This window comes from Pseudomonas sp. FW300-N2A2 (assembly GCF_017351735.1).
Classification (GTDB): Bacteria; Pseudomonadota; Gammaproteobacteria; order Pseudomonadales; family Pseudomonadaceae; genus Aquipseudomonas; species Aquipseudomonas migulae.
Genome location: NZ_JACNDU010000005.1, coordinates 254207 through 271988, shown reverse-complemented (window position 1 = coordinate 271988; position 17782 = coordinate 254207). Strand labels below are relative to the sequence as shown.

The 17782-nt window shown below is 57.8% G+C and carries 28 protein-coding genes and 1 tRNA gene; 24 read left to right on the top strand and 5 right to left on the bottom strand.

What is annotated here, in order from left to right; all coding sequences use genetic code 11:
* Positions 1 to 53 precede the first annotated feature (53 nt).
* From J4E42_RS10510 to J4E42_RS10445, 14 genes are all read left to right on the top strand, one after another.
* Positions 54 to 512 carry a hypothetical protein gene (locus tag J4E42_RS10510; RefSeq protein ID WP_008037043.1) on the top strand — a complete coding sequence of 153 codons (459 nt, stop codon included), beginning with the start codon at positions 54 to 56 and terminating at the stop codon, positions 510 to 512.
* A gap of 25 nt (positions 513 to 537) precedes the next feature.
* Positions 538 to 957: a hypothetical protein gene (locus tag J4E42_RS10505; protein ID WP_207285185.1), complete on the top strand. Its 420-nt coding sequence runs from the start codon at positions 538 to 540 to the stop codon at positions 955 to 957.
* Positions 954 to 1148, top strand: coding sequence for a hypothetical protein (locus tag J4E42_RS10500; RefSeq protein ID WP_207285184.1), 195 nt, complete (start codon positions 954 to 956; stop codon positions 1146 to 1148). The genes J4E42_RS10505 and J4E42_RS10500 overlap by 4 nt, the downstream gene beginning before the upstream one ends.
* Positions 1145 to 1282 carry a hypothetical protein gene (locus J4E42_RS10495; RefSeq protein ID WP_207285183.1) on the top strand — a complete coding sequence of 46 codons (138 nt, stop codon included), beginning with the start codon at positions 1145 to 1147 and terminating at the stop codon, positions 1280 to 1282. Before J4E42_RS10500 ends, J4E42_RS10495 begins: the two co-directional genes overlap by 4 nt.
* Before the next feature lie 418 nt (positions 1283 to 1700).
* On the top strand, positions 1701 to 2507 hold the full coding sequence (gene bet, locus J4E42_RS10490; protein ID WP_207285235.1) for a phage recombination protein Bet: 807 nt from the start codon (positions 1701 to 1703) through the stop codon (positions 2505 to 2507).
* Positions 2504 to 4156 carry a YqaJ viral recombinase family protein gene (locus J4E42_RS10485; protein ID WP_207285182.1) on the top strand — a complete coding sequence of 551 codons (1653 nt, stop codon included), beginning with the start codon at positions 2504 to 2506 and terminating at the stop codon, positions 4154 to 4156. The genes bet and J4E42_RS10485 overlap by 4 nt, the downstream gene beginning before the upstream one ends.
* Positions 4153 to 4803 carry a hypothetical protein gene (locus J4E42_RS10480; protein ID WP_207285181.1) on the top strand — a complete coding sequence of 217 codons (651 nt, stop codon included), beginning with the start codon at positions 4153 to 4155 and terminating at the stop codon, positions 4801 to 4803. The genes J4E42_RS10485 and J4E42_RS10480 overlap by 4 nt, the downstream gene beginning before the upstream one ends.
* Positions 4800 to 5405, top strand: a complete 606-nt coding sequence (locus J4E42_RS10475; RefSeq protein WP_207285180.1) for a DUF1566 domain-containing protein — start codon at positions 4800 to 4802, stop codon at positions 5403 to 5405. The genes J4E42_RS10480 and J4E42_RS10475 overlap by 4 nt, the downstream gene beginning before the upstream one ends.
* A gap of 76 nt (positions 5406 to 5481) precedes the next feature.
* On the top strand, positions 5482 to 6099 hold the full coding sequence (locus J4E42_RS10470) for a DUF1566 domain-containing protein (RefSeq protein ID WP_207285179.1): 618 nt from the start codon (positions 5482 to 5484) through the stop codon (positions 6097 to 6099).
* Positions 6100 to 6156: 57 nt separating this feature from the next.
* A complete protein-coding gene (locus J4E42_RS10465; protein ID WP_207285178.1) occupies positions 6157 to 6513 on the top strand; it encodes a four helix bundle protein in 357 nt (118 codons plus the stop codon).
* A 211-nt stretch (positions 6514 to 6724) separates the two neighbouring features.
* Positions 6725 to 7927, top strand: a complete 1203-nt coding sequence (locus tag J4E42_RS10460; protein ID WP_259331676.1) for an RNA-directed DNA polymerase — start codon at positions 6725 to 6727, stop codon at positions 7925 to 7927.
* Positions 7893 to 8141 (top strand): hypothetical protein, encoded by a 249-nt coding sequence (locus tag J4E42_RS10455; protein ID WP_207285177.1) that lies wholly within the window; start codon positions 7893 to 7895, stop codon positions 8139 to 8141. The genes J4E42_RS10460 and J4E42_RS10455 overlap by 35 nt, the downstream gene beginning before the upstream one ends.
* An 81-nt stretch (positions 8142 to 8222) precedes the next feature.
* Entirely contained in the window at positions 8223 to 9086 is an 864-nt protein-coding gene (locus J4E42_RS10450; RefSeq protein WP_207285176.1) for a hypothetical protein, read from the top strand.
* Between the two features lie 14 nt (positions 9087 to 9100).
* Positions 9101 to 9427, top strand: a complete 327-nt coding sequence (locus J4E42_RS10445; RefSeq protein ID WP_207285175.1) for a hypothetical protein — start codon at positions 9101 to 9103, stop codon at positions 9425 to 9427.
* Between the two features lie 24 nt (positions 9428 to 9451).
* Here the strand turns inward: J4E42_RS10445 and J4E42_RS10440 are convergent, their stop codons facing one another.
* The gene (locus J4E42_RS10440) at positions 9452 to 9988 is read right to left on the bottom strand and encodes a hypothetical protein (protein ID WP_207285174.1); all 537 of its coding nucleotides are present in this window, start codon (positions 9986 to 9988) and stop codon (positions 9452 to 9454) included.
* Between the two features lie 216 nt (positions 9989 to 10204).
* Between J4E42_RS10440 and J4E42_RS10435 the strand changes: the two genes are divergently transcribed.
* The 10 genes from J4E42_RS10435 to J4E42_RS10395 all read left to right on the top strand — a co-directional run bounded on the left by J4E42_RS10435 (position 10205) and on the right by J4E42_RS10395 (position 14498).
* Entirely contained in the window at positions 10205 to 10513 is a 309-nt protein-coding gene (locus J4E42_RS10435; protein WP_207285173.1) for a helix-turn-helix domain-containing protein, read from the top strand.
* A gap of 128 nt (positions 10514 to 10641) precedes the next feature.
* On the top strand, positions 10642 to 11076 hold the full coding sequence (locus J4E42_RS10430) for a hypothetical protein (protein WP_207285172.1): 435 nt from the start codon (positions 10642 to 10644) through the stop codon (positions 11074 to 11076).
* A 67-nt stretch (positions 11077 to 11143) separates the two neighbouring features.
* Entirely contained in the window at positions 11144 to 11389 is a 246-nt protein-coding gene (locus J4E42_RS10425; protein ID WP_207285171.1) for a hypothetical protein, read from the top strand.
* Positions 11390 to 11439: 50 nt separating this feature from the next.
* Positions 11440 to 11913 carry a hypothetical protein gene (locus J4E42_RS29430; RefSeq protein ID WP_259331675.1) on the top strand — a complete coding sequence of 158 codons (474 nt, stop codon included), beginning with the start codon at positions 11440 to 11442 and terminating at the stop codon, positions 11911 to 11913.
* 35 nt (positions 11914 to 11948) lie between these two features.
* Complete coding sequence (locus J4E42_RS10415; RefSeq protein WP_207285170.1) at positions 11949 to 12152, top strand: hypothetical protein; 204 nt, start codon at positions 11949 to 11951, stop codon at positions 12150 to 12152.
* Complete coding sequence (locus J4E42_RS10410) at positions 12142 to 12351, top strand: hypothetical protein (RefSeq protein WP_207285169.1); 210 nt, start codon at positions 12142 to 12144, stop codon at positions 12349 to 12351. The genes J4E42_RS10415 and J4E42_RS10410 overlap by 11 nt, the downstream gene beginning before the upstream one ends.
* Positions 12348 to 12731 carry a hypothetical protein gene (locus J4E42_RS10405; RefSeq protein WP_207285168.1) on the top strand — a complete coding sequence of 128 codons (384 nt, stop codon included), beginning with the start codon at positions 12348 to 12350 and terminating at the stop codon, positions 12729 to 12731. The genes J4E42_RS10410 and J4E42_RS10405 overlap by 4 nt, the downstream gene beginning before the upstream one ends.
* A complete protein-coding gene (locus tag J4E42_RS10400; protein ID WP_207285167.1) occupies positions 12728 to 13039 on the top strand; it encodes a hypothetical protein in 312 nt (103 codons plus the stop codon). The genes J4E42_RS10405 and J4E42_RS10400 overlap by 4 nt, the downstream gene beginning before the upstream one ends.
* The gene (locus tag J4E42_RS29425) at positions 13036 to 13440 is read left to right on the top strand and encodes a hypothetical protein (protein WP_259331674.1); all 405 of its coding nucleotides are present in this window, start codon (positions 13036 to 13038) and stop codon (positions 13438 to 13440) included. The genes J4E42_RS10400 and J4E42_RS29425 overlap by 4 nt, the downstream gene beginning before the upstream one ends.
* Positions 13341 to 14498, top strand: coding sequence for a tyrosine-type recombinase/integrase (locus J4E42_RS10395; RefSeq protein ID WP_259331679.1), 1158 nt, complete (start codon positions 13341 to 13343; stop codon positions 14496 to 14498). Before J4E42_RS29425 ends, J4E42_RS10395 begins: the two co-directional genes overlap by 100 nt.
* A gap of 82 nt (positions 14499 to 14580) precedes the next feature.
* On the opposite strand, the gene J4E42_RS10390 is transcribed toward J4E42_RS10395, so the two are convergent.
* The 4 genes from J4E42_RS10390 to pheT form a co-directional block, all read right to left on the bottom strand.
* A tRNA-Pro gene (locus tag J4E42_RS10390) sits at positions 14581 to 14657 on the bottom strand.
* Positions 14658 to 14746: 89 nt separating this feature from the next.
* A complete protein-coding gene (locus tag J4E42_RS10385; RefSeq protein ID WP_003179985.1) occupies positions 14747 to 15103 on the bottom strand; it encodes a MerR family transcriptional regulator in 357 nt (118 codons plus the stop codon).
* Complete coding sequence (ihfA, locus tag J4E42_RS10380; RefSeq protein ID WP_002553164.1) at positions 15084 to 15386, bottom strand: integration host factor subunit alpha; 303 nt, start codon at positions 15384 to 15386, stop codon at positions 15084 to 15086. Before ihfA ends, J4E42_RS10385 begins: the two co-directional genes overlap by 20 nt.
* A gap of 3 nt (positions 15387 to 15389) precedes the next feature.
* Entirely contained in the window at positions 15390 to 17771 is a 2382-nt protein-coding gene (pheT, locus tag J4E42_RS10375) for a phenylalanine--tRNA ligase subunit beta (RefSeq protein ID WP_008023968.1), read from the bottom strand.
* Between the last annotated feature and the right edge of the window lie 11 nt (positions 17772 to 17782).

The window sequence follows — 17782 nt, the reverse complement described above, 5'->3', positions numbered from 1 at the left end:
AGAAGATCGTAACCACTATGCCGGGCGGGTATATCGCCTGATTGGAGTAATTCATGAGCAAGCACGTCAGCAAGATCATGTACGCCAGTGAGATCTTCAAGCCGAGTAGCCTCGATGGACACTTCGGCGGTGGGTTCAACTCTCGCGTCCAAGGCGTTGAATTTTGTGTAGCCACTGATGGTGCATACAAGGCAGAGCGTATGCAGGGTTGGTGGAGGGCAGACGAAATGATCAACACCGGCAAGATCTACTTCGTTCATCCATTTCCGCACGGTCAATGCAAGTTCACCGGCTTCGTGTATGGCGGCACCTGGGCCTGCAACGGTTGCAATACCGACGGCTTCCAAAAGCCTTGGTGGGCAGTCCGAGTGATGAAAGACGGCGCCGCATGGTGCGTAGTCGGCGAAGGCTTCCAAGACCTTCAAACCTCAGACAACTACGCCTACGGCGACACCCGCGAAGAGGCCCTAAAGGCTTACGCCCAACTGATGACTCAATCTGTCGCCGCCTGACCACCACGCCACTCTGGAGGCGACTATGAACGCAGCATTGATTGCTCAGTTGAACTACGAAAACCGTCAGCCGCCTCCAGTGAACGAGAACGCTCGTGAGATGGCGCGGGCTGAGTGGCTGTACAGCGCCGCCGAAGAGTTGCTGCGCGGCGTCAGCGTGGTCTTCCAGCGCCGCATGCGCAAGCCACAAGGCGTGACGGCAGAACAGTTCGCCCTGGCAGTCGACGAATTCGTTAATAAACGCCTCGCTGACTGCGAAATCGATACTCCGGCGCTGGGATGGCTACTGATTGCCTCCGAGCGCGGACAGGCCGACAAGATCTCGGCAGCCGAACTGCTGGGCCAAAGCGATCACCCGCTGGGCAAGCTTGGCGAGATCGCCGAGGAACTTCTCCGGCCGCTGGCCGACGACGCACTCAAGGCCCAGGCCGAGGAATCGCAATGAGCCCGCACATCCTGATCGACGAAGACCTCGATGTGCTGAGTCATACCGGATGTCCCGACAAGTACGAAACCTTGGTGCTGCACAACATCACCGGCTTCTACATGGCACACGTCATCACCCTTGAAGAGTTCAACCACTACTGCAAAAGGCTGAATGTCGCGATCGCGCATCGGCCAAGGAGTGCGGCATGACCATCATCGCCGGATCATTTGAAGGAATCGTGGAAGCCCTGAGAAATCGGGGCTTCGTGTTTCTGGTCGATGTGAAGTGGATCGATCAGCCATGCAAGTGCGCGGGACGGTGGACCTGCAAGGTGGCGCCATGAAACCCCGTCTCGCAACCCGCATCTACAGCTTCGAAGAACTCCTGCATCGCATTGACCTGGAGTACTGGAGAGTTCGCCACCACGGCCGCGAGCATTACACGTTCGTCCCAATTCAATACTGGGGAGGTGATTGATGAAGACTTTCTACTGGATCCTCGCCTGCGGCCTGATCCTTGTGCTCATGCAATACAGCCTGTTCAAAGAAAACGGCGCTCCTCGGCAGTTCAGCCTTCCTGTGGCGGTGGTGAGATGACCTCCTACCAGCGCGCCAAACGCTTCTACATGTGGCGCGGCTCCGCAATCGTCCTCCTCGGTTCCACCTTCGTGATGCTGGCCAGCGCCCTCGCTGATCGGATCACCCAATAACTCGAACTCATACGCCGCCTGCATGGCGGAAGGAATCGTCATGTCCGCAGTAATGAAACAGGCCGAGCAAATGCCGGCCATGTCGGAGTCGGCGCTCGTCGAAGTTTTGAGCAGCAGCTTGTACCCGGGCGCTGCGCACAACTCCGTAGTGATGGTCTTGGCCTACTGCCAGGCAGCCCACCTGGACCCAATGTTGAAGCCTGTTCATATCGTGCCGATCTGGAACAAAGACGCAAAAAAGATGCAAGACACGGTAATGCCGGGGATTGGTCTGTACCGCATTCAAGCGGCGCGCACCGGGCAATATGCCGGGATCAGCGATCCAGAATATGGACCTCCGATCACCGCGAAGCTGGCCGGCGTCGATGTCACATACCCGGAATGGTGCCGGGTGACCGTGAAACGGCAGATGTCCAACGGGCTTGTCGCGGAATTCACCGCCAATGAGCGGTGGCTTGAGAACTACGCAACTGCCAGCAAAGACAGTGCGGCACCAAACGCCATGTGGAAGCGCCGGGCGTTCGCCCAGCTCGCTAAATGTGCAGAGGCCCAGGCATTGCGCAAAGCATTCCCCGAGGTCGGCTCTGCGCCTACGGCGGATGAGATGGAAGGGAGAGCATTCGAAGAGACGGTGCGCGATGTCACGCAGAGTCAGCCGGCACAAGTCGAGCCAGAAGCCCTGCCCGAATATCCGGACGAGCTGCTCAAGGAAAACGCCATCAAGTGGCAGCCCTTGATCGACTCGGGGCGCACCAGCCCTGAACACCTGATCGCGACAATCAACAGCAAATACACGCTGAGCCCTGCCCAGATCGAAACCATCACCAATCTCAAAGCACTCGATGGAGACGCCGCATGAAAATCCATAACGTTGCTCAAGGCTCCGCCGAGTGGCACGCACTCCGCGCCCAACACTTCACCGCATCCGAAGCACCAGCAATGATGGGGGCCTCTAAGTACCAGACCCGCACCGAACTGCTGACGATGAAGAAGACCGGCATCGTTGCCGACGTCACGCCTTCACAGCAGTTCATCTTCGACAAAGGCCACGCGACGGAAGCGTCGGCCCGGCCCCTGGTCGAAGTACAGATCGGCGAAGAGCTGTATCCAGTCGTGGGCACCAAGGACAATCTGCTCGCCTCAATGGACGGCGCGACGATGCTCGTCGAGACCCTGTTCGAGCACAAGCTCTGGAACGAGTCGCTGGTCGCCCAAGTGAAGGCTGAAGACCTCGCGCCGCACTATTACTGGCAACTCGAGCAGCAACTGCTGGTGAGCGGCGCCGAACGCGTGATTTTCGTTTGTTCCGATGGCACCGCCGAGAACTTCGTCAGCATGGAATATCGCCCGGTCGCCGGCCGCGCCGAACAGTTGGTCGAAGGCTGGAAGCAGTTCGAGGCCGACCTGGCTAAATTCGAAATGGCCGATGCGCCTTCGATTGTCGTCGGCAAAGCGCCTGACGAGCTGCCAGCGCTGCGCATTGAACTGACCGGCATGGTTACCGCCAGCAATCTCAAGGTGTTCGAGCAATCGGCCTTGGCGGTGATCGACTCTGTCAAAACTACGCTGGAAACCGATCAAGACTTTGCCGACGCCAAGAAAGCGGTTAAGTGGTGCGGTGATGTCGAGGAAGCGGTAGCCACTGCGAAGAAACAAGCGCTGTCGCAAACCGCAACCATCGACGAGTTGTTCTCGTCGCTGGATCGAGTCTCGGCACATGCTCGTGAGACCCGCCTGAAAGTCGACAAGCTGGTGAAGGCGCAAGAGCTGCTGGTGAAGACCAACATCAAGCAGAAGGCCGAGCAGGCGCTGGCCGATCACATTGCAGCGATCAACAAGACTCTGGGCAAAGTGGTTCTGCCTACCGTAGCTTCTGACTTCCTTGGCGCCATGAAGAACAAGCGCACTATCGCCAGCTTGCAGGACGCCGTCGATACTGAATTGGCTCGGGCGAAGATCGATGCCAGCCAATCAGCCGACAGCATTCGCCTGAACCTGACCAGCCTGGCCGAACTGGCCGCCGACCACGCTTTCTTGTTCAGCGACATTCAGCAGTTGGTGATCAAAGCCAATGATGACCTGGTGACGCTGATCAAATTTCGGATATCGGAACATGAGAAAGCCAAGGAAGAGAAAGCCGAAGCCGCTCGCAAGCGGATTCGCGAGGAAGAGCTGAAAAAGATCGCTGATGAGGCAGCGGAAAAGCTGGCTGCCGCAACTGTAGTTGCCGAGCCAGCGCCAGCAGCAACCCCAGCGTCGGTCGTTTCGGTTTCACCGGCTCGCTACGCACCAACCGCCGCAGCTCCCGCTGTCAGCGCCACACCGCAAAAGACCGAAGTGCTACAGGCCGAAGTCTACGACCTTGAAGCGTTGATCAAAGCCGTGGCTTATGGACAGGCCCCGCTATCGGTGTTGACGGTCAACTGGGAAGCACTCGACGCCATGGTCGCCGACCAAGGCTCCAAGTTCAGCATGGCCGGCGTGAGGCTGGCAAAGGCGGCAGCATGAACGCATACGTCAGCACTGAACTGAGCATGATCCAGATGCTCGACCCGCATCGCCACGAACTGGCCCTGCTTCAGGAGGACTTCCTGAACAAAGGAGGGACTATTGAGGTGTTGCAGGGGCCGAGCTTCAAGGCTCCACCGGTGAGGAATGAGCCCCCGCCGACGGTGAAGGCGAAGCCGGCCAAGCAGGTCGTTGAGACCACCTACATCGACAAGATCACCCAGCGCGATATCGATCGCGAAGAGCGCGCGGCGCAGCGAGCCAAGGACAAGGTCGATCGGATCGACAGAATTCGAAAGCTGGCCGAAACCATGACCTACGCCCAGGCAGTTCTGTGTACTGGCTTGGCCCGCAGGACCTTGCAATCAATCGCTGCGGAGAACGGATTCAAGTTTCAGCCTTCCGCCAACAATGGCCGGAACAACGTGAAGCCAAACGCGATCGACGAGGCGCGCGACGCCAAGTATGCCGAGCGCATCAAGTCCTTTATGGAAGTCGGCCTTTCACGCAATCAGGCGATGGTTCAGCTAGGCATCACGTTCAAAACCTTCGCCCGACTCCTGAACAAGTTCGACATCGACTACCCGAAACGCAGAGCAGGGCCTCATCCGGCCTTCTTCCCGAAAACAAAGGAGGCATCACAATGAAAGCCGACACGATTTCAATCGAAGCTCAGGGCATCAAGATCAAAGGTGCGCCGGATCGCATGGTCCAGCTGCTGATGGCCGGCCTGCTCGCCCACACCCTGCCGCCTGCTGCGAATGTTCAGCCCATCGTTCCGGCCGGCATCCCGGCACTCGGCGCTGAATGGCCCGGGCAAGGCGGTGTCAACGGCGGCCTGGTTGCCGCGCGTGGCGATGTTCCGGCGCACTACCTGATCATCGCAGCCAAAGACGTCGGTGATCGCGAATGGGGTGGCCGCGGTACTGAGTTGAAAGGTCTCAGCAAGACCGACGGATACACCAACACCGAAGTGTTGTGCAGCGACGACGAAAAGCACCCTGCCGCGAACGCGTGTGCCGAGTACCAGGCTGACGGCCATCATGACTTCTACCTGCCGGCCGCCGCCGAGCTGTACCAGGGCTGGCTGAATTGCCCCGAGGTGTTCGCTCAGGACTGCTACTACTGGTCGAGTTCGCAGCGCTCCGCCGACGGCGCCTTCATCATGTACTTCGGTGATGGCACTCAGAGCTACGGCGTCAAGGGCGGCGAGCTCCGCGTCCGCCCCGTCCGCAGATTCTTTATTTAATCCTTCAATCATTCGTTCTTGATCCGGCACCGGGCGCAGCAGCGCCTTTTTGTTGCCTTCGAAAAGAGGAAAGACCATGTCCGCAGTTGAGCAAGCAGCACCCGCAGTGACCATCCCGGAAATCGGCCAGCCCTTTGGCGGTGGGTTCTTCTCCGGCATCACCCGTGACCCGGACACAGGAAAGCGCTACCTGAACATCACTGCCGGAGCCGCGCATGAACTGGTCGGGGCCTGGGGCGAGTACGTGAGAATCGAAGGTGCCGACAGCTTCACCAACAGCAGGGCAAACACCGAAGCCATGGCCGCCGCTGGCAGCGAACTGGCGCAGAAGGTGCTGGCTCTGGACATTGGCGGTTTCACCGACTGGGCGATCCCGGCCCGCGACGTGCAGGAACTCCAGTATCGCCACTTCAAACCGACCACCGAAGAGAACTGGGCTGGTCGCCGCGATGGAGATAACCCCAACAGCGAGCCTGTAGGTCTGCTGTACAGCGAAGAGTCACCAGGCCAAACAACGCTGACAGCCTTCCAAGAAGGTGGCGCCGAAGCCTTCCGTGACACCTGGTACTGGTCGAGTTCGCAGCGCTCCGCCCACCTCGCGTTCTTCGTGGAGTTCGATGATGGCATTCAGGGCAGCAACGTCAAGCTCGTCGAGCTCCGCGTCCGCCCCGTCCGCAGCCAATTATTCGATTGATTCATTTATTCAATCCGGTCGCTTGCGACCGGTTGCTCTTCATGGAGATTCACTGCAATGGGAATGCACACTGAATTATCAATCTACAAGTCCTCGCTCGGTCTGCTTCTTATGGCCACCAACCTCACTCGCAACATCCCCCGGGATCTAAAGCAGTCTCTCGGGAAGCGCGTTATCGATGAGTGCATCGACGTGCTGATGTTGATTGCCCGAGCCAACTCGACTCGGGACAAGAGCCCACACCTGACCTTGCTTGTTGAGAAGGTCCAGGTCATCGAGTTTCTGATGCGGCTCTTCAAGGAGAGTCGATTCATCAGTATCCCGCAGCACGCCAATGCAATAGAGGTAACCACCTCGATTGGCAAACAGGCATCAGCCTGGAAACGCTCAACCCCAACCGCGCCCGCCATCTGAGAGCCACGGCTTTCAGGTCTGTGCGAATTGAATCTGGTCGTGCCGCTGACCTCTGGGTCACCGCCATGCGCATCAGAGATACCGACGGTCTAAAGCGTCCGTGCAGGTCTCGCGCAGTTTCCTTGCTGATCGGCTCCGCCTTCGGCTTGGCGACGTAGATAGCACGATCGGTCGCAGCGCTCCGCCAACAACGCATTCAACATGAACTTCGATGATGGCAATCAGAACAACAACGACAAGAACAACGAGCTCCGCGTCCGCCCCGTCCGCAGATTCGACTGTTGGCCCCTACCCGTTCAGCGAGCTTGTTCAGGCCTACTACGACTGCCGCCGCACGAAGCGCAACAGCGCCAGTGCATTGGCCTTCGAAATGGACCTCGAGCGCAACCTGATCGGTCTACACGACGACCTGATCGCCGGCACCTACCGGCCAGGCCGATCCATCTGCTTCGTGGTCACCCGGCCAAAGGCCAGAGAAGTCTGGGCTGCGGCCTTCAGGGCCCGCGTCGTCCACCACCTGCTGTACAACCGTGTGGCACCGCGCTTCTACGCCAGCTTCATAGCGGACAGTTGCGCATGCATTCCCGGGCGCGGCACGTTGTACGCCGCCAAACGGCTTGAGGCTAAGATCCGCAGCGCCAGCCAGAACTGGTCGAAGCCCTGTTTTTATCTGAAACTGGATTTGGCGAACTTCTTCGTCGCTATCGACAAGCAGGTGCTCCGCCGGCAACTGGCCGCCAAGATCACCGAACCCTGGTGGCTTGCACTCGCCGAGCAGATCCTGATGCACGACCCACGAGAAGACTACGAGGTGCGCAGCCCGGCCCATCTGTTCAACCGGGTGCCGCAGCACAAGCGCCTGACCGCGCAACCTGCGCACCTCGGCCTGCCGATTGGCAACCTGTCATCGCAGTTCTTCGCCAACGTCTACCTCGACGCGCTGGACCAGTTCACCAAGCACACGCTCGGCGCCAAGCATTACGTCCGCTACGTCGATGACTTCGTGTTCCTGCATGAGTCGCCGAAACAGCTCAATGCCTGGAAGGCAGAGGTCGAAGCATTCCTGCCAACACTGGGCGCCAAGCTGAACCCGACAAAGACCATCCTGCAGCCAGTAGATCGCGGCGTCGACTTCGTTGGCCACGTCATCAAGCCGTGGCGGCGATCAACGCGCAAGCGTTCGCTGGCTCAGGCCCTAAAGCGGACCGCCGCGGCGCCGGACGAAGATCTGCGCGAAACGGCCAACAGCTACTTTGGCCTGTTGAGCCAAGCCAGCCATAGCGAAAAGGACCGGGAGAAGCTGGCCAACGTCGTGCTGAAGCGCGGGCGCAGCGTCAACGGCGCGCTGACAAAAACCTTTCCGAAGACCAGGAGCGACCATGGCCAAATCACCGGCGCAACGCCAGCAGGATAAGCGCGACCGGGACAAGCAGTCCGAAACCGAACGTCTCGCCCGCCTACTCTCTCGCCGCATATCGCTGGACCTCTACCACAACGATGACGCGCGCCTGAAAAGCCTCATGTCACGGCTAGACATCACGGAAGAGCAAGACGTCGTGTCGCGGCTCATCTGGGCCGCGGATCGAATGTCTGACGAAACGCTGCAAGAGCACATTTGTACTCTTTGATGTTTTTCGTCACACCAACCCATCACGAACTCTAAATCTGTCGCATCCAGTCACGGATGGCGGCGCCTGACTGGAGAAAATATGAATCCCTACCTGATCACTGGGCCAGCCCAGATCGGCATCAGTGGTGGTCGCACCAGCGGGCACATGGTCTACAAAATCCTCGAAGCACATGGCGGCGCTCTTCCGCCAGACGTGCACCTGTTCTTCCAGAACACCGGAAAAGAGCGCGAGGAGACTCTGATTTTCATTGACCAGATCGCCAAACGCTGGAGCGTGAACATCGTTTGGATGGAATGGTGCCGAGTGTACGGTCAGCCGGACGACGCCCCCTGGTACAGGCTAGTGGACTTCGAAACGGCCAGCCGCAACGGCGAACCATTCACCATGATGCTTGAGTATTACGCGGCTTACCGGAAGGCAGAGAAGAATGCGCCACCGGTGCTTCCGAATTTCTCGAACAATATGTGCACCGCCTACCTGAAGATCAAAATCGGCGAGAAACATATGCGCTCGTTGGGTTACGCCGAGTGGGATTGCGTGATTGGCATCCGCAAGGACGAGGCTGGGCGTTACCACCGGATGATGGCCGCCAACGAAAAAGGCGGCACTCGCTGGGACAACGTCTGCCCCTCATATACTGCAGGCATCACGAAAGAAGATGTCGCCGCTTTTTGGCAGGCACAGGACTTCGACCTCGGCATGGACTCTGACCTTGGTAACTGTGATCTGTGCTGGAAGAAAGGGGAGGACAAACTATTCAAAGCGATCCAGGCCGAACCGGATCGGGTTATTTTCTGGTCCGGTATTGAGGAGCGCTTCAATCAAGTGTTCCGTATGGATCGGCCGAAATACTCGCATCTGGCCTGGTACGCAGAGAACTACAAAGGCCAGATGGACGCTTTCGGATACTCGGATGATATCGACTGCTTTTGCGGCGACTGACCACGGAGCACCAAATGCAAACTCACCTAATTGAACCGACCCACTGGGTGCGACTTTACCTGTCCGGCCCGATCGAAGCAGCCAAACAGGCGATTCGCGAAGACTGTCTACGCGAAGGCTTGTGCGTGACGATCGAGCCTACCACCTTCATCTATACCGGCGGTGAGGAGGCGGGGTACGTCGTCGGCCTGATCAACTACCCACGCTTTCCCAGCGATCAGGAAACGATTAATGCCCGAGCCATGGACCTGATGAAGAAGCTGCTGGCGGCGACCTTTCAATCATCTGCGCTGATGATGACGCCGACCAGATCCGAATGGATTAGCACCCGACCCGCATAAAATCTGACTAGCCTATGCTGGCCATCAAGAATGGTAAATCCCATTCCCCATCATCGTATTGCCGACGTGAAAAAATCCTGTTCCATCATCTATCGAAAACATAACAGTGGTTTCGGCAAGAAGTTTCCGAAGCGTCAGAAGCTCAGCAGGATCGGAGGGCATCTTTATCAGAATTGAAGAAACCATTGCGTCGTCGTTGATCCTATCCATTTGGATGTATTCATATCCTGCCAACGATTTTCGTAGTGTGTGGTGCCCGCCGACTTCTTTCCCTGAGCGAACAAGCTTTGCGCATATGGTGAACGCAAAAGCGTAACCAGTAATCACCGGGTCTGGAATTGGCAACTCTTTCCACTCATGACCATCTTTGCTCTCGATCATGTATGGCCCAGTGCCAATGTATTGGCCATAGTTTTCGACCATATACGCCATTTCGTAAGACGACTTGACCGTCGATGAAATCTCAAATATCGGCGTAGTCATGCTCACAACCAACATGGAAGCTGCTGCTAATTCTCTTAGGTATACGAGCAAATCTTCTTGCTGAATCAACTTCTTCATCGCAGCACCTTTTCCGGCTCCATGCCTGGCCGAACACAAATACCCCAAATAACTAAATCTCGCCACTGGGAGGCCCTATGCCATCCACAGGAAAGCTCGCCGCGGGCTACATGGAGCTGCACTTTCTTTGCGACAAGTGCTGGCAGCCTCGCAGCAAGGGAAAACACCCCAAGTGTTCGAAGGCCCGGCAACGGGAATACGCACGGAGGAATGAGCATGACAGCCAAGTTATCGCCTGACTCGGTCGGGCTGATCTTCACGATGCACGCGGCGGGACATCCGGTGGAGCACATTGCGGACGCTGCCGGTTGCTCCTACCCAACCGTCGTGCGCTACCTCAACGCCGCCGGGATCGTTCTCGGCAACAAGGGCAAGCCCAAGCAGCTCACCACCGAGTATCTGACCATGGCGCTCGACATGCGCGCCGCCGGCTCAACCTGGTACGACGTCGAGCACCACATCGGCTTCCACCGTTCCACCTTCCAAAGCGAACTTCGCGCTATGAGGACTCAGTCATGTTCATAAACATCGTCGTTTACGGGTCGCTGTTATCTCTTCTCACCGTAGTGCTCGCCTGCCGCTTCATGCACAACAGCCAGTAACTCCCTCCCCCTTCAAAGTCAGCCGCTATAGCGGCAAGGACGAGTGCACCCATGGAAAAGAAAAAGCTCGGCCCGGATCATTACCGCTACGTCGACGAGATTTGCCCGACAGGCCTTGCGGTAACTTGCCAGCGTTATGTGGTGGTCGGCGAAACCGATCAGTGCTGGTACATCCTGAGTGAATTCCTCGACAACCTGTTTGGCGGCTCGCAGCGTGAGGCCTCGGTGAAGAAGCACCGCACACGCGTGCTTAAGGCTGGCGGCGAACATGGCCGGCGTTACGCCTACACCGACAAGGAGCTGGCGCTCGGGTCGTACAAACACCGCAAGGAGTGGCAGATGCGCCACGCGCAATTGTCGCTGGAGCGCGCCAAGGCGGCCATTGGCTATTTCGGTGACAAGACCGTGCAGGCCACCGTGCCGGCAGAGAACAGCCTGATCATTCCGTGCGAATACGTGCAAGCCATGAACTGGAGCGAATGCTGATGATCCTGCTCGCAGCGCCAGCCCTCGCCTGGTTCGCCTACGTGTACTGCTACAAGGGGCCGCGGTGATGATCTTGAATGTCACGGTTATCGAGGCCGAAAAGCTCGATCAGCACATTGAAGAAATGAACAAAGCTACTCGCGACTGGACCGATCAAGCGGCGCGTGGCGAATGCGGGTGGATCTGCTCTGACTGCTGCATGACTGATCCGAAGGGCATGCCTGATGAATGCTTCTGTGGCGACCCTCGCTGCACTGAAATCATCCAGCGCGACAAGCTTCACGCCATGAAATCTGGAAACGAGCCAGCTTAACCCCTCTTCCACCTACCAGCCTGCCGGTGTACGGCGGGCGAGGAATTCCTATGTCTGAATCCGAAGAAATCGCCAACTTGAAGGCCGATATCACCAGGCTTCGAAAGCATCTGGTCATGCATCATCAGGTGGCTGACTCACCACTCTTGAAAGGCTACGCCCCATACAACGGCCTGGATAAGCCGACCACCGATGACTTCGATGCAGTGCTGGACGATCTTCGGCGCAAAGGCGCCAGCATCGACGGCGACAACGCCTACAAAAGCGACCTGCTCGATTCAGTCGTTGGTGCGATGGCCTTCGGAGTGCAAAACCGAAACCCGCCGCCAGCCGGGCACTGGGGTCAGCGCTTCTGGGATATCGGCAGGGAGGAGCGCGCACTGTCTGAAGAGCTGATCGAGGCTTTGAAAGATCTGGCGGATGACATTGCTGAACGTTTCGACCTGGACTCGCCCAGCACCAACCCCGGCATAAAGATTTATGTTGAGCGCGCTCGCGCCGTAATCGCCAAAGCCACCCAATAACCACCTTCTGCCGCCACGCGCGGCATGGAGTACCTATGTCTCACATTGAAGAAAGAGAGGGCCGCTCCTACGCGGCAGAGATGCTTGCATCCGTCATTTATCTCCCGCGCTGCATGTTCGATAAGCGCGGGCCGGTGGAAACGATGGTTTGCAATCTGGAAGCGGCGGCGCTGGCCCATCCAGCGGACTACGCCAAGGGCATGATGAAAGTCATCAGCGAGGTTCGCCATGCAGTATGACATCCACGAACAACACGCCGATGGCGGCCCGGGCAAGCTGCTCGACACCATCGACCGCGTCCCCGACATCCGCAAAAAGGACAGCTTCGTCGAGTTCGACGGCGAGATGCACAAGGTCCTGACCGGTATCCGCAATTTCATCATCGTCACGACCGAGCGCTGGGCACGGGTGTCGGCTGCTACCTGGAGAAAAGTATGAGCGATAAAGAAACAGTTTGGTGCGCCTGCGGTGACGGGCATGAAGCAAACAGCTATGGCGCAGGCTTCATGGCCGCCAACAATGGTGTGTGCGAGAACTGCGATGCGGCTCTCCACCCGCTCCAGAAATGTCTACACGAAAACAGTGAGCTGATTGCGGCCCAGACCACCATCGCCAATCAGGCGCAGATGATCGAACACCTGAGAGGCGGCTCGACGCCGGGCTTCACTGCCATCGACATGGGCACTGCTACGGCTGACGGCCGGCGCAGCCTGTACGAATACCTCATGGAGAAACTGGCCGTCGACTTCCCGGACAGCGAAACGACGATGACCGTCGAGTGTTTCGCTGACTGGATGAGCAAGGAAGTAAAGCCATGAGAAATCTGTTTCAGGAAACCCACGCCAGTTTCAAGAACTTCCACCGGGCGCTGTGCGCCCGGTTCGGCTATGTGCACGACGAGCGCGACTGGCAGCGGGACCAGGTATCACTGGAGGAGCATATCGCCGGGCAGATTGATCGGTTACGGCAGGCCCTGGCCGGATGTACTGAATCGCTCGCAGGCGAATTTATCCAGAAGTACCAAGGCCAACAGCCGGACGACATGCATCCGGTGACGCGCCGCGACTATGACCGGGACATGGCTGAAATCGAAGGTTACAAAGCCATCAGTAAGGAGAGCCCATGAGCGCCGAACTCGCGATTCTCCCCCGCTTCATCCGGGCCAAGCACGCACCGGCCTACCTGGGCATGTGCCGCGCTATTTTTGATTCCGATGTGCGCCCATACATCCGCGAATTCCCCATTGGCAAACAAGGGGTTGGGTTCGACCGCGCCGAGCTGGATGCATGGGCCGACGCCTACGTCGCGCGCAAGTCGATTGAAAAGGCCGCCAATCAAGACAACAATCAGCCCCGCAGCGAGCGCCGCAGTGGAGCAAAAGGAGATGCGCCACTATGGCCCAAAAAGCAATCACAGGGCTCCAGCAGATGCCGAGCGGCATCTGGAAAATCGACAAAATCTACAGAGGAGAACGAATTCAAGAGAGTACTGGCACTCGTGACCGGGCGGAAGCAGAGCAATTCCTGATTCACTTGCTCGAAAAGCTACGCCAACAGAAGGTCTACGGGGTAAAGCAGGTCAGGACTTGGCGGGAGGCGTCCACCAAGTTTCTTCTGGAGGTGCAGGATCAGCCCTCGATCCATATTTCGGCGACGTATATGGCTCAGCTTGATCCCTTCATTGGACACTTGCCGATCACCTATATAGATGACGCGGCACTGGCGCCGTATATCCAGTCGAAGCTGAAGCCGACAGACAAAAAGAAGAAGCCAGTCACCAATAGGACTGTGAACATCGCCCTTCAACGGGTAATTCGGGTTTTGAACCTGTGTGCCAGGAAGTGGCGAGATGATGAGCGCAGGCCTTGGCTCGATACCGTGCCGATGATCTCACTGCTGGATGAGAAGACGACCAGTCGCAAGCCCTACCCGCTTTCGTGGGAAGAGCAATCGGTCCTATTCTCTGAGCTTCCAGCGCATCTGCAGGTCATGGCGATGTTCAAGGTGAACACCGGTTGTCGCGAACAGGAGGTGTGCAAACTTCGGTGGGAATGGGAGATTGCGGTGCCGGAACTGGGAACGAGCGTGTTTCTGATCCCGGCCGGCTTTGGAGGCAGGAGCGAACGATCCGGCGTGAAGAACCGGGACGAGCGCTTGGTGATATTGAACAGTGTGGCCAAGTCGATCATCGAAAAGCAGCGCGGGCAGCACAAGCATTTCGTATTCCCATTTGGGATGCCTGATGAACATGGTGAGGCCACCATGATTCACCGGATGAACGACTCGGCCTGGAAGCGAGCAAGGATCAGGGCGACCAAGAAGTGGCTCGAGAAACATCTTCGAGCACCACATGAAGGGTTCACCAAGATCCGGGTTCACGACCTGAAGCACACCTTTGGCAGACGACTGCGCGCAGCAGGTGTCACCGAAGAGGATCGCAAGGCATTGCTTGGACACAAGAACGGCAGCATCACCAGTCACTACTCGGCCGCAGAGCTGGACCAACTGATTGAAGCTGCAAATAAGGTATCAGTAACCGACTCGCGCGCACCAGCGCTGACGATTCTGAAAAGGAGGCAGGCTTGAATAAAAAACCCTAGCTCACTCGCAAAGTCACTAGGGCTAAAAACTAAGCGTTCAGAAATGACCGCTAAGCTATTGAAAAATATGGTCGGGACGGAGTGATTCGAACACTCGACCCCTAGCACCCCATGCTAGTGCGCTACCGGACTGCGCTACGCCCCGACTAGGCGTGAAACTCGTCCTTCATCTCGAAGAACGCTCAAGAATATATCGCAAGCTTTTGAAAACTGGAAGTATTCAAACGCATGAATTTATTTCTTGAGGACCACCAGCACATCTTCCAATTCGGCGATCATCTGCCGAATCATCTGTTTGTATTGAGTGGTGTCGTCTTTGGCTTCATCGCCGGACAAACGCAAGCGTGCGCCGCCGATGGTGAACCCTTGATCGTAAAGAAGCGCGCGGATCTGCCGGATCATCAGCACGTCTTGTCGCTGATAATATCGGCGGTTTCCGCGCCGTTTGACGGGGTTGAGTTGAGGAAACTCCTGCTCCCAATAGCGCAGCACGTGCGGTTTTACCGCACACAGCTCGCTGACTTCACCAATGGTGAAGTAGCGTTTGCCTGGGATGACGGGTAGCTCGTCGTTATGACTTGGTTCCAGCATAAGCCTCAACTCGGGCCTTCAACTTCTGCCCTGGACGAAAGGTGACCACACGGCGAGCCGTGATCGGGATTTCTTCACCCGTTTTCGGATTGCGGCCAGGCCGCTGGCGTTTGTCCCGAAGGTCGAAATTGCCGAAACCGGACAATTTGACTTGTTCGTTGTCTTCAAGAGCGTGCCTGATTTCTTCAAAAAACAGTTCGACCAATTCCTTGGCCTCCCGTTTATTCAGGCCCAGCTCTTCATACAGACGTTCCGCCATTTCAGCTTTCGTCAGAGCCCCCATACGTCACTTCCTTAACGTGGCGTTCAACCTTTGTTCGAGCGAGGTGAGGATGTTTTGCGTCGTGGTATTCACCTCATCGTCATTAAGAGTGCGCGATGGATGCTGCCAGGTCAAGCCGACTGCAAGGCTTTTTCTATCAGGATCAATGCCTTTACCCTGATACACGTCAAATAGCCTGAGGTCCGTCAGCCATTCCCCTGCATTTTCACGGATTACGTCCAGTACAGCACTGGCTGCGACGTCTTTTTCGGCGATCAGCGCAAGGTCACGACGCACTTCAGGAAAGCGCGACAACTCCTGGAATTTAGGCATTTTACCCAACGCCACTTCGGCCAGAACCAGCTCGAAAACGAAGACCGGACGATCGAGACCGAGGGTTTTCGACAATTCAGGGTGGATTGCGCCAACGAAACCTACCAAACGGCCTTCGCGCTCGATGCGCGCGGTTTGACCCGGGTGCAACGCTGGGTGTTTGCCTGGCACGAACGTGAACGAATCCAGTGCACCGGCGAAGCCCAGAACCGCTTCCACGTCAGCTTTCACGTCGAAGAAATCCACGACGTCGCGGCCTTGCGCCCAGCCTTCCGGAAGACGAGTACCGCAAACGACACCCGCCAACATCGGCTCTTGCTTCAAGCCTTCCAGCTGACCGACAAAACGCAGACCGCTTTCGAACAGACGCACGCGATCCTGTTGACGGTTCAGGTTGTGCTGAAGCGCCTTGACCAGACCAGGCCACAGGGACGAGCGCATGGCCGCCATGTCGTTGGAAATCGGGTTAGCCAGCAGCAGCGGCTCGACACCCGGATTAAACAACTCGAATTGTTTCGGATCGATGAAGCTGTAGGTGATCGCTTCCTGATAACCGCGAGCCACCAGCAGGCGACGCAGTTCAGGCAGATCGCTACGCGCTTCAGCCTTGGCTTGCGGCGCCAGACGGGCTTGCGGATAGCGAACCGGCAGACGGTTGTAACCGTACAGACGGGCCAGCTCTTCGATCAGGTCGACTTCGAGGCTGATGTCGAAGCGATGGCTTGGCACTTCAACGCGCCACTGCCCTGCCCCATCGGCAGAAATCTTCAGACCCAGGCCGCTGAGCAGGCGCTCGACTTCGGCCGAATCCATTTCCATACCCAGCATCTGAGTGATGCGTTGCGCACGCAGAGTAACCGGCGCAATCGAAGGCAGGTGCTGTTCGCTGACGGTCTCGATGATCGGGCCGGCTTCGCCGCCAGTGATGTCCAACAGCAGGCCAGTGGCGCGCTCCATGGCTTCACGGGCCAGTTGCCAGTCCACGCCACGCTCGTAGCGGTGCGAGGCGTCGGTGTGCAGGCCGTAGGAACGAGCCTTGCCAGCCACGGCGATCTGATCGAAGAACGCACTTTCAAGGAAAATGTCACGAGTGGTCGCGGTGTTGACGCCGCTGTGCTCGCCGCCCATTACGCCGGCGATTGCCAGGGCGCGGGTGTGGTCGGCGATCACCAGCGTATCGCTACGCAGGCTGACTTCCTGACCGTCGAGCAGCACCAGCTTCTCGCCTTCTTCGGCCATACGCACGCGGATGCCGCCATTGATTTCGGCGAGATCGAACGCGTGCAGCGGTTGACCCAGCTCCAGCATCACGTAGTTAGTGATGTCGACGGCCGCATCAATGCTGCGCACATCGGCGCGACGCAGACGCTCGACCATCCACAGCGGCGTAGGCTTGGACAGGTCGACGTTGCGGATCACTCGCCCCAGGTAACGCGGGCAAGCGGCTGGTGCCAGCACCTCAACCGAACGCACTTCATCGTGCACGGCGGGAACGGTCGCCACGACCGGGCGGGTGACTTCAGCGGCGTACAGCGCGCCGACTTCACGGGCCAGACCGGCCAGGGACAGGCAGTCGCCGCGGTTCGGGGTCAGGTCGACCTCGATGCTGGCGTCGTCCAGGTTCAGGTATTCACGAATGTCCTGACCGACCGGCGCATCGACCGGCAACTCCATCAGGCCATCGTTGCCTTCGCCCACTTGCAGTTCGGCTTGCGAGCACAGCATGCCGTTGGACTCAACGCCACGCAGCTTGGCTTTCTTGATTTTGAAGTCGCCCGGCAGTTCGGCACCGATCATGGCAAACGGAATCTTCAGGCCCGGACGCACGTTTGGCGCACCGCACACTACCTGAAAAGTCTCCGAGCCATTGCTGACCTGGCAAACACGCAACTTGTCAGCGTCCGGGTGCTGCTCGGTGCTCAGCACCTCGCCCACCACCACACCGCTGAATTCACCGGCGGCCGGCGTAACGCTATCGACCTCAAGACCGGCCATCGACAGACGGGCAACCAGCTCGTCGCGACTTACCTGCGGGCTAACCCAGCCACGCAGCCATTGTTCACTGAATTTCATCCTGCTCTCCT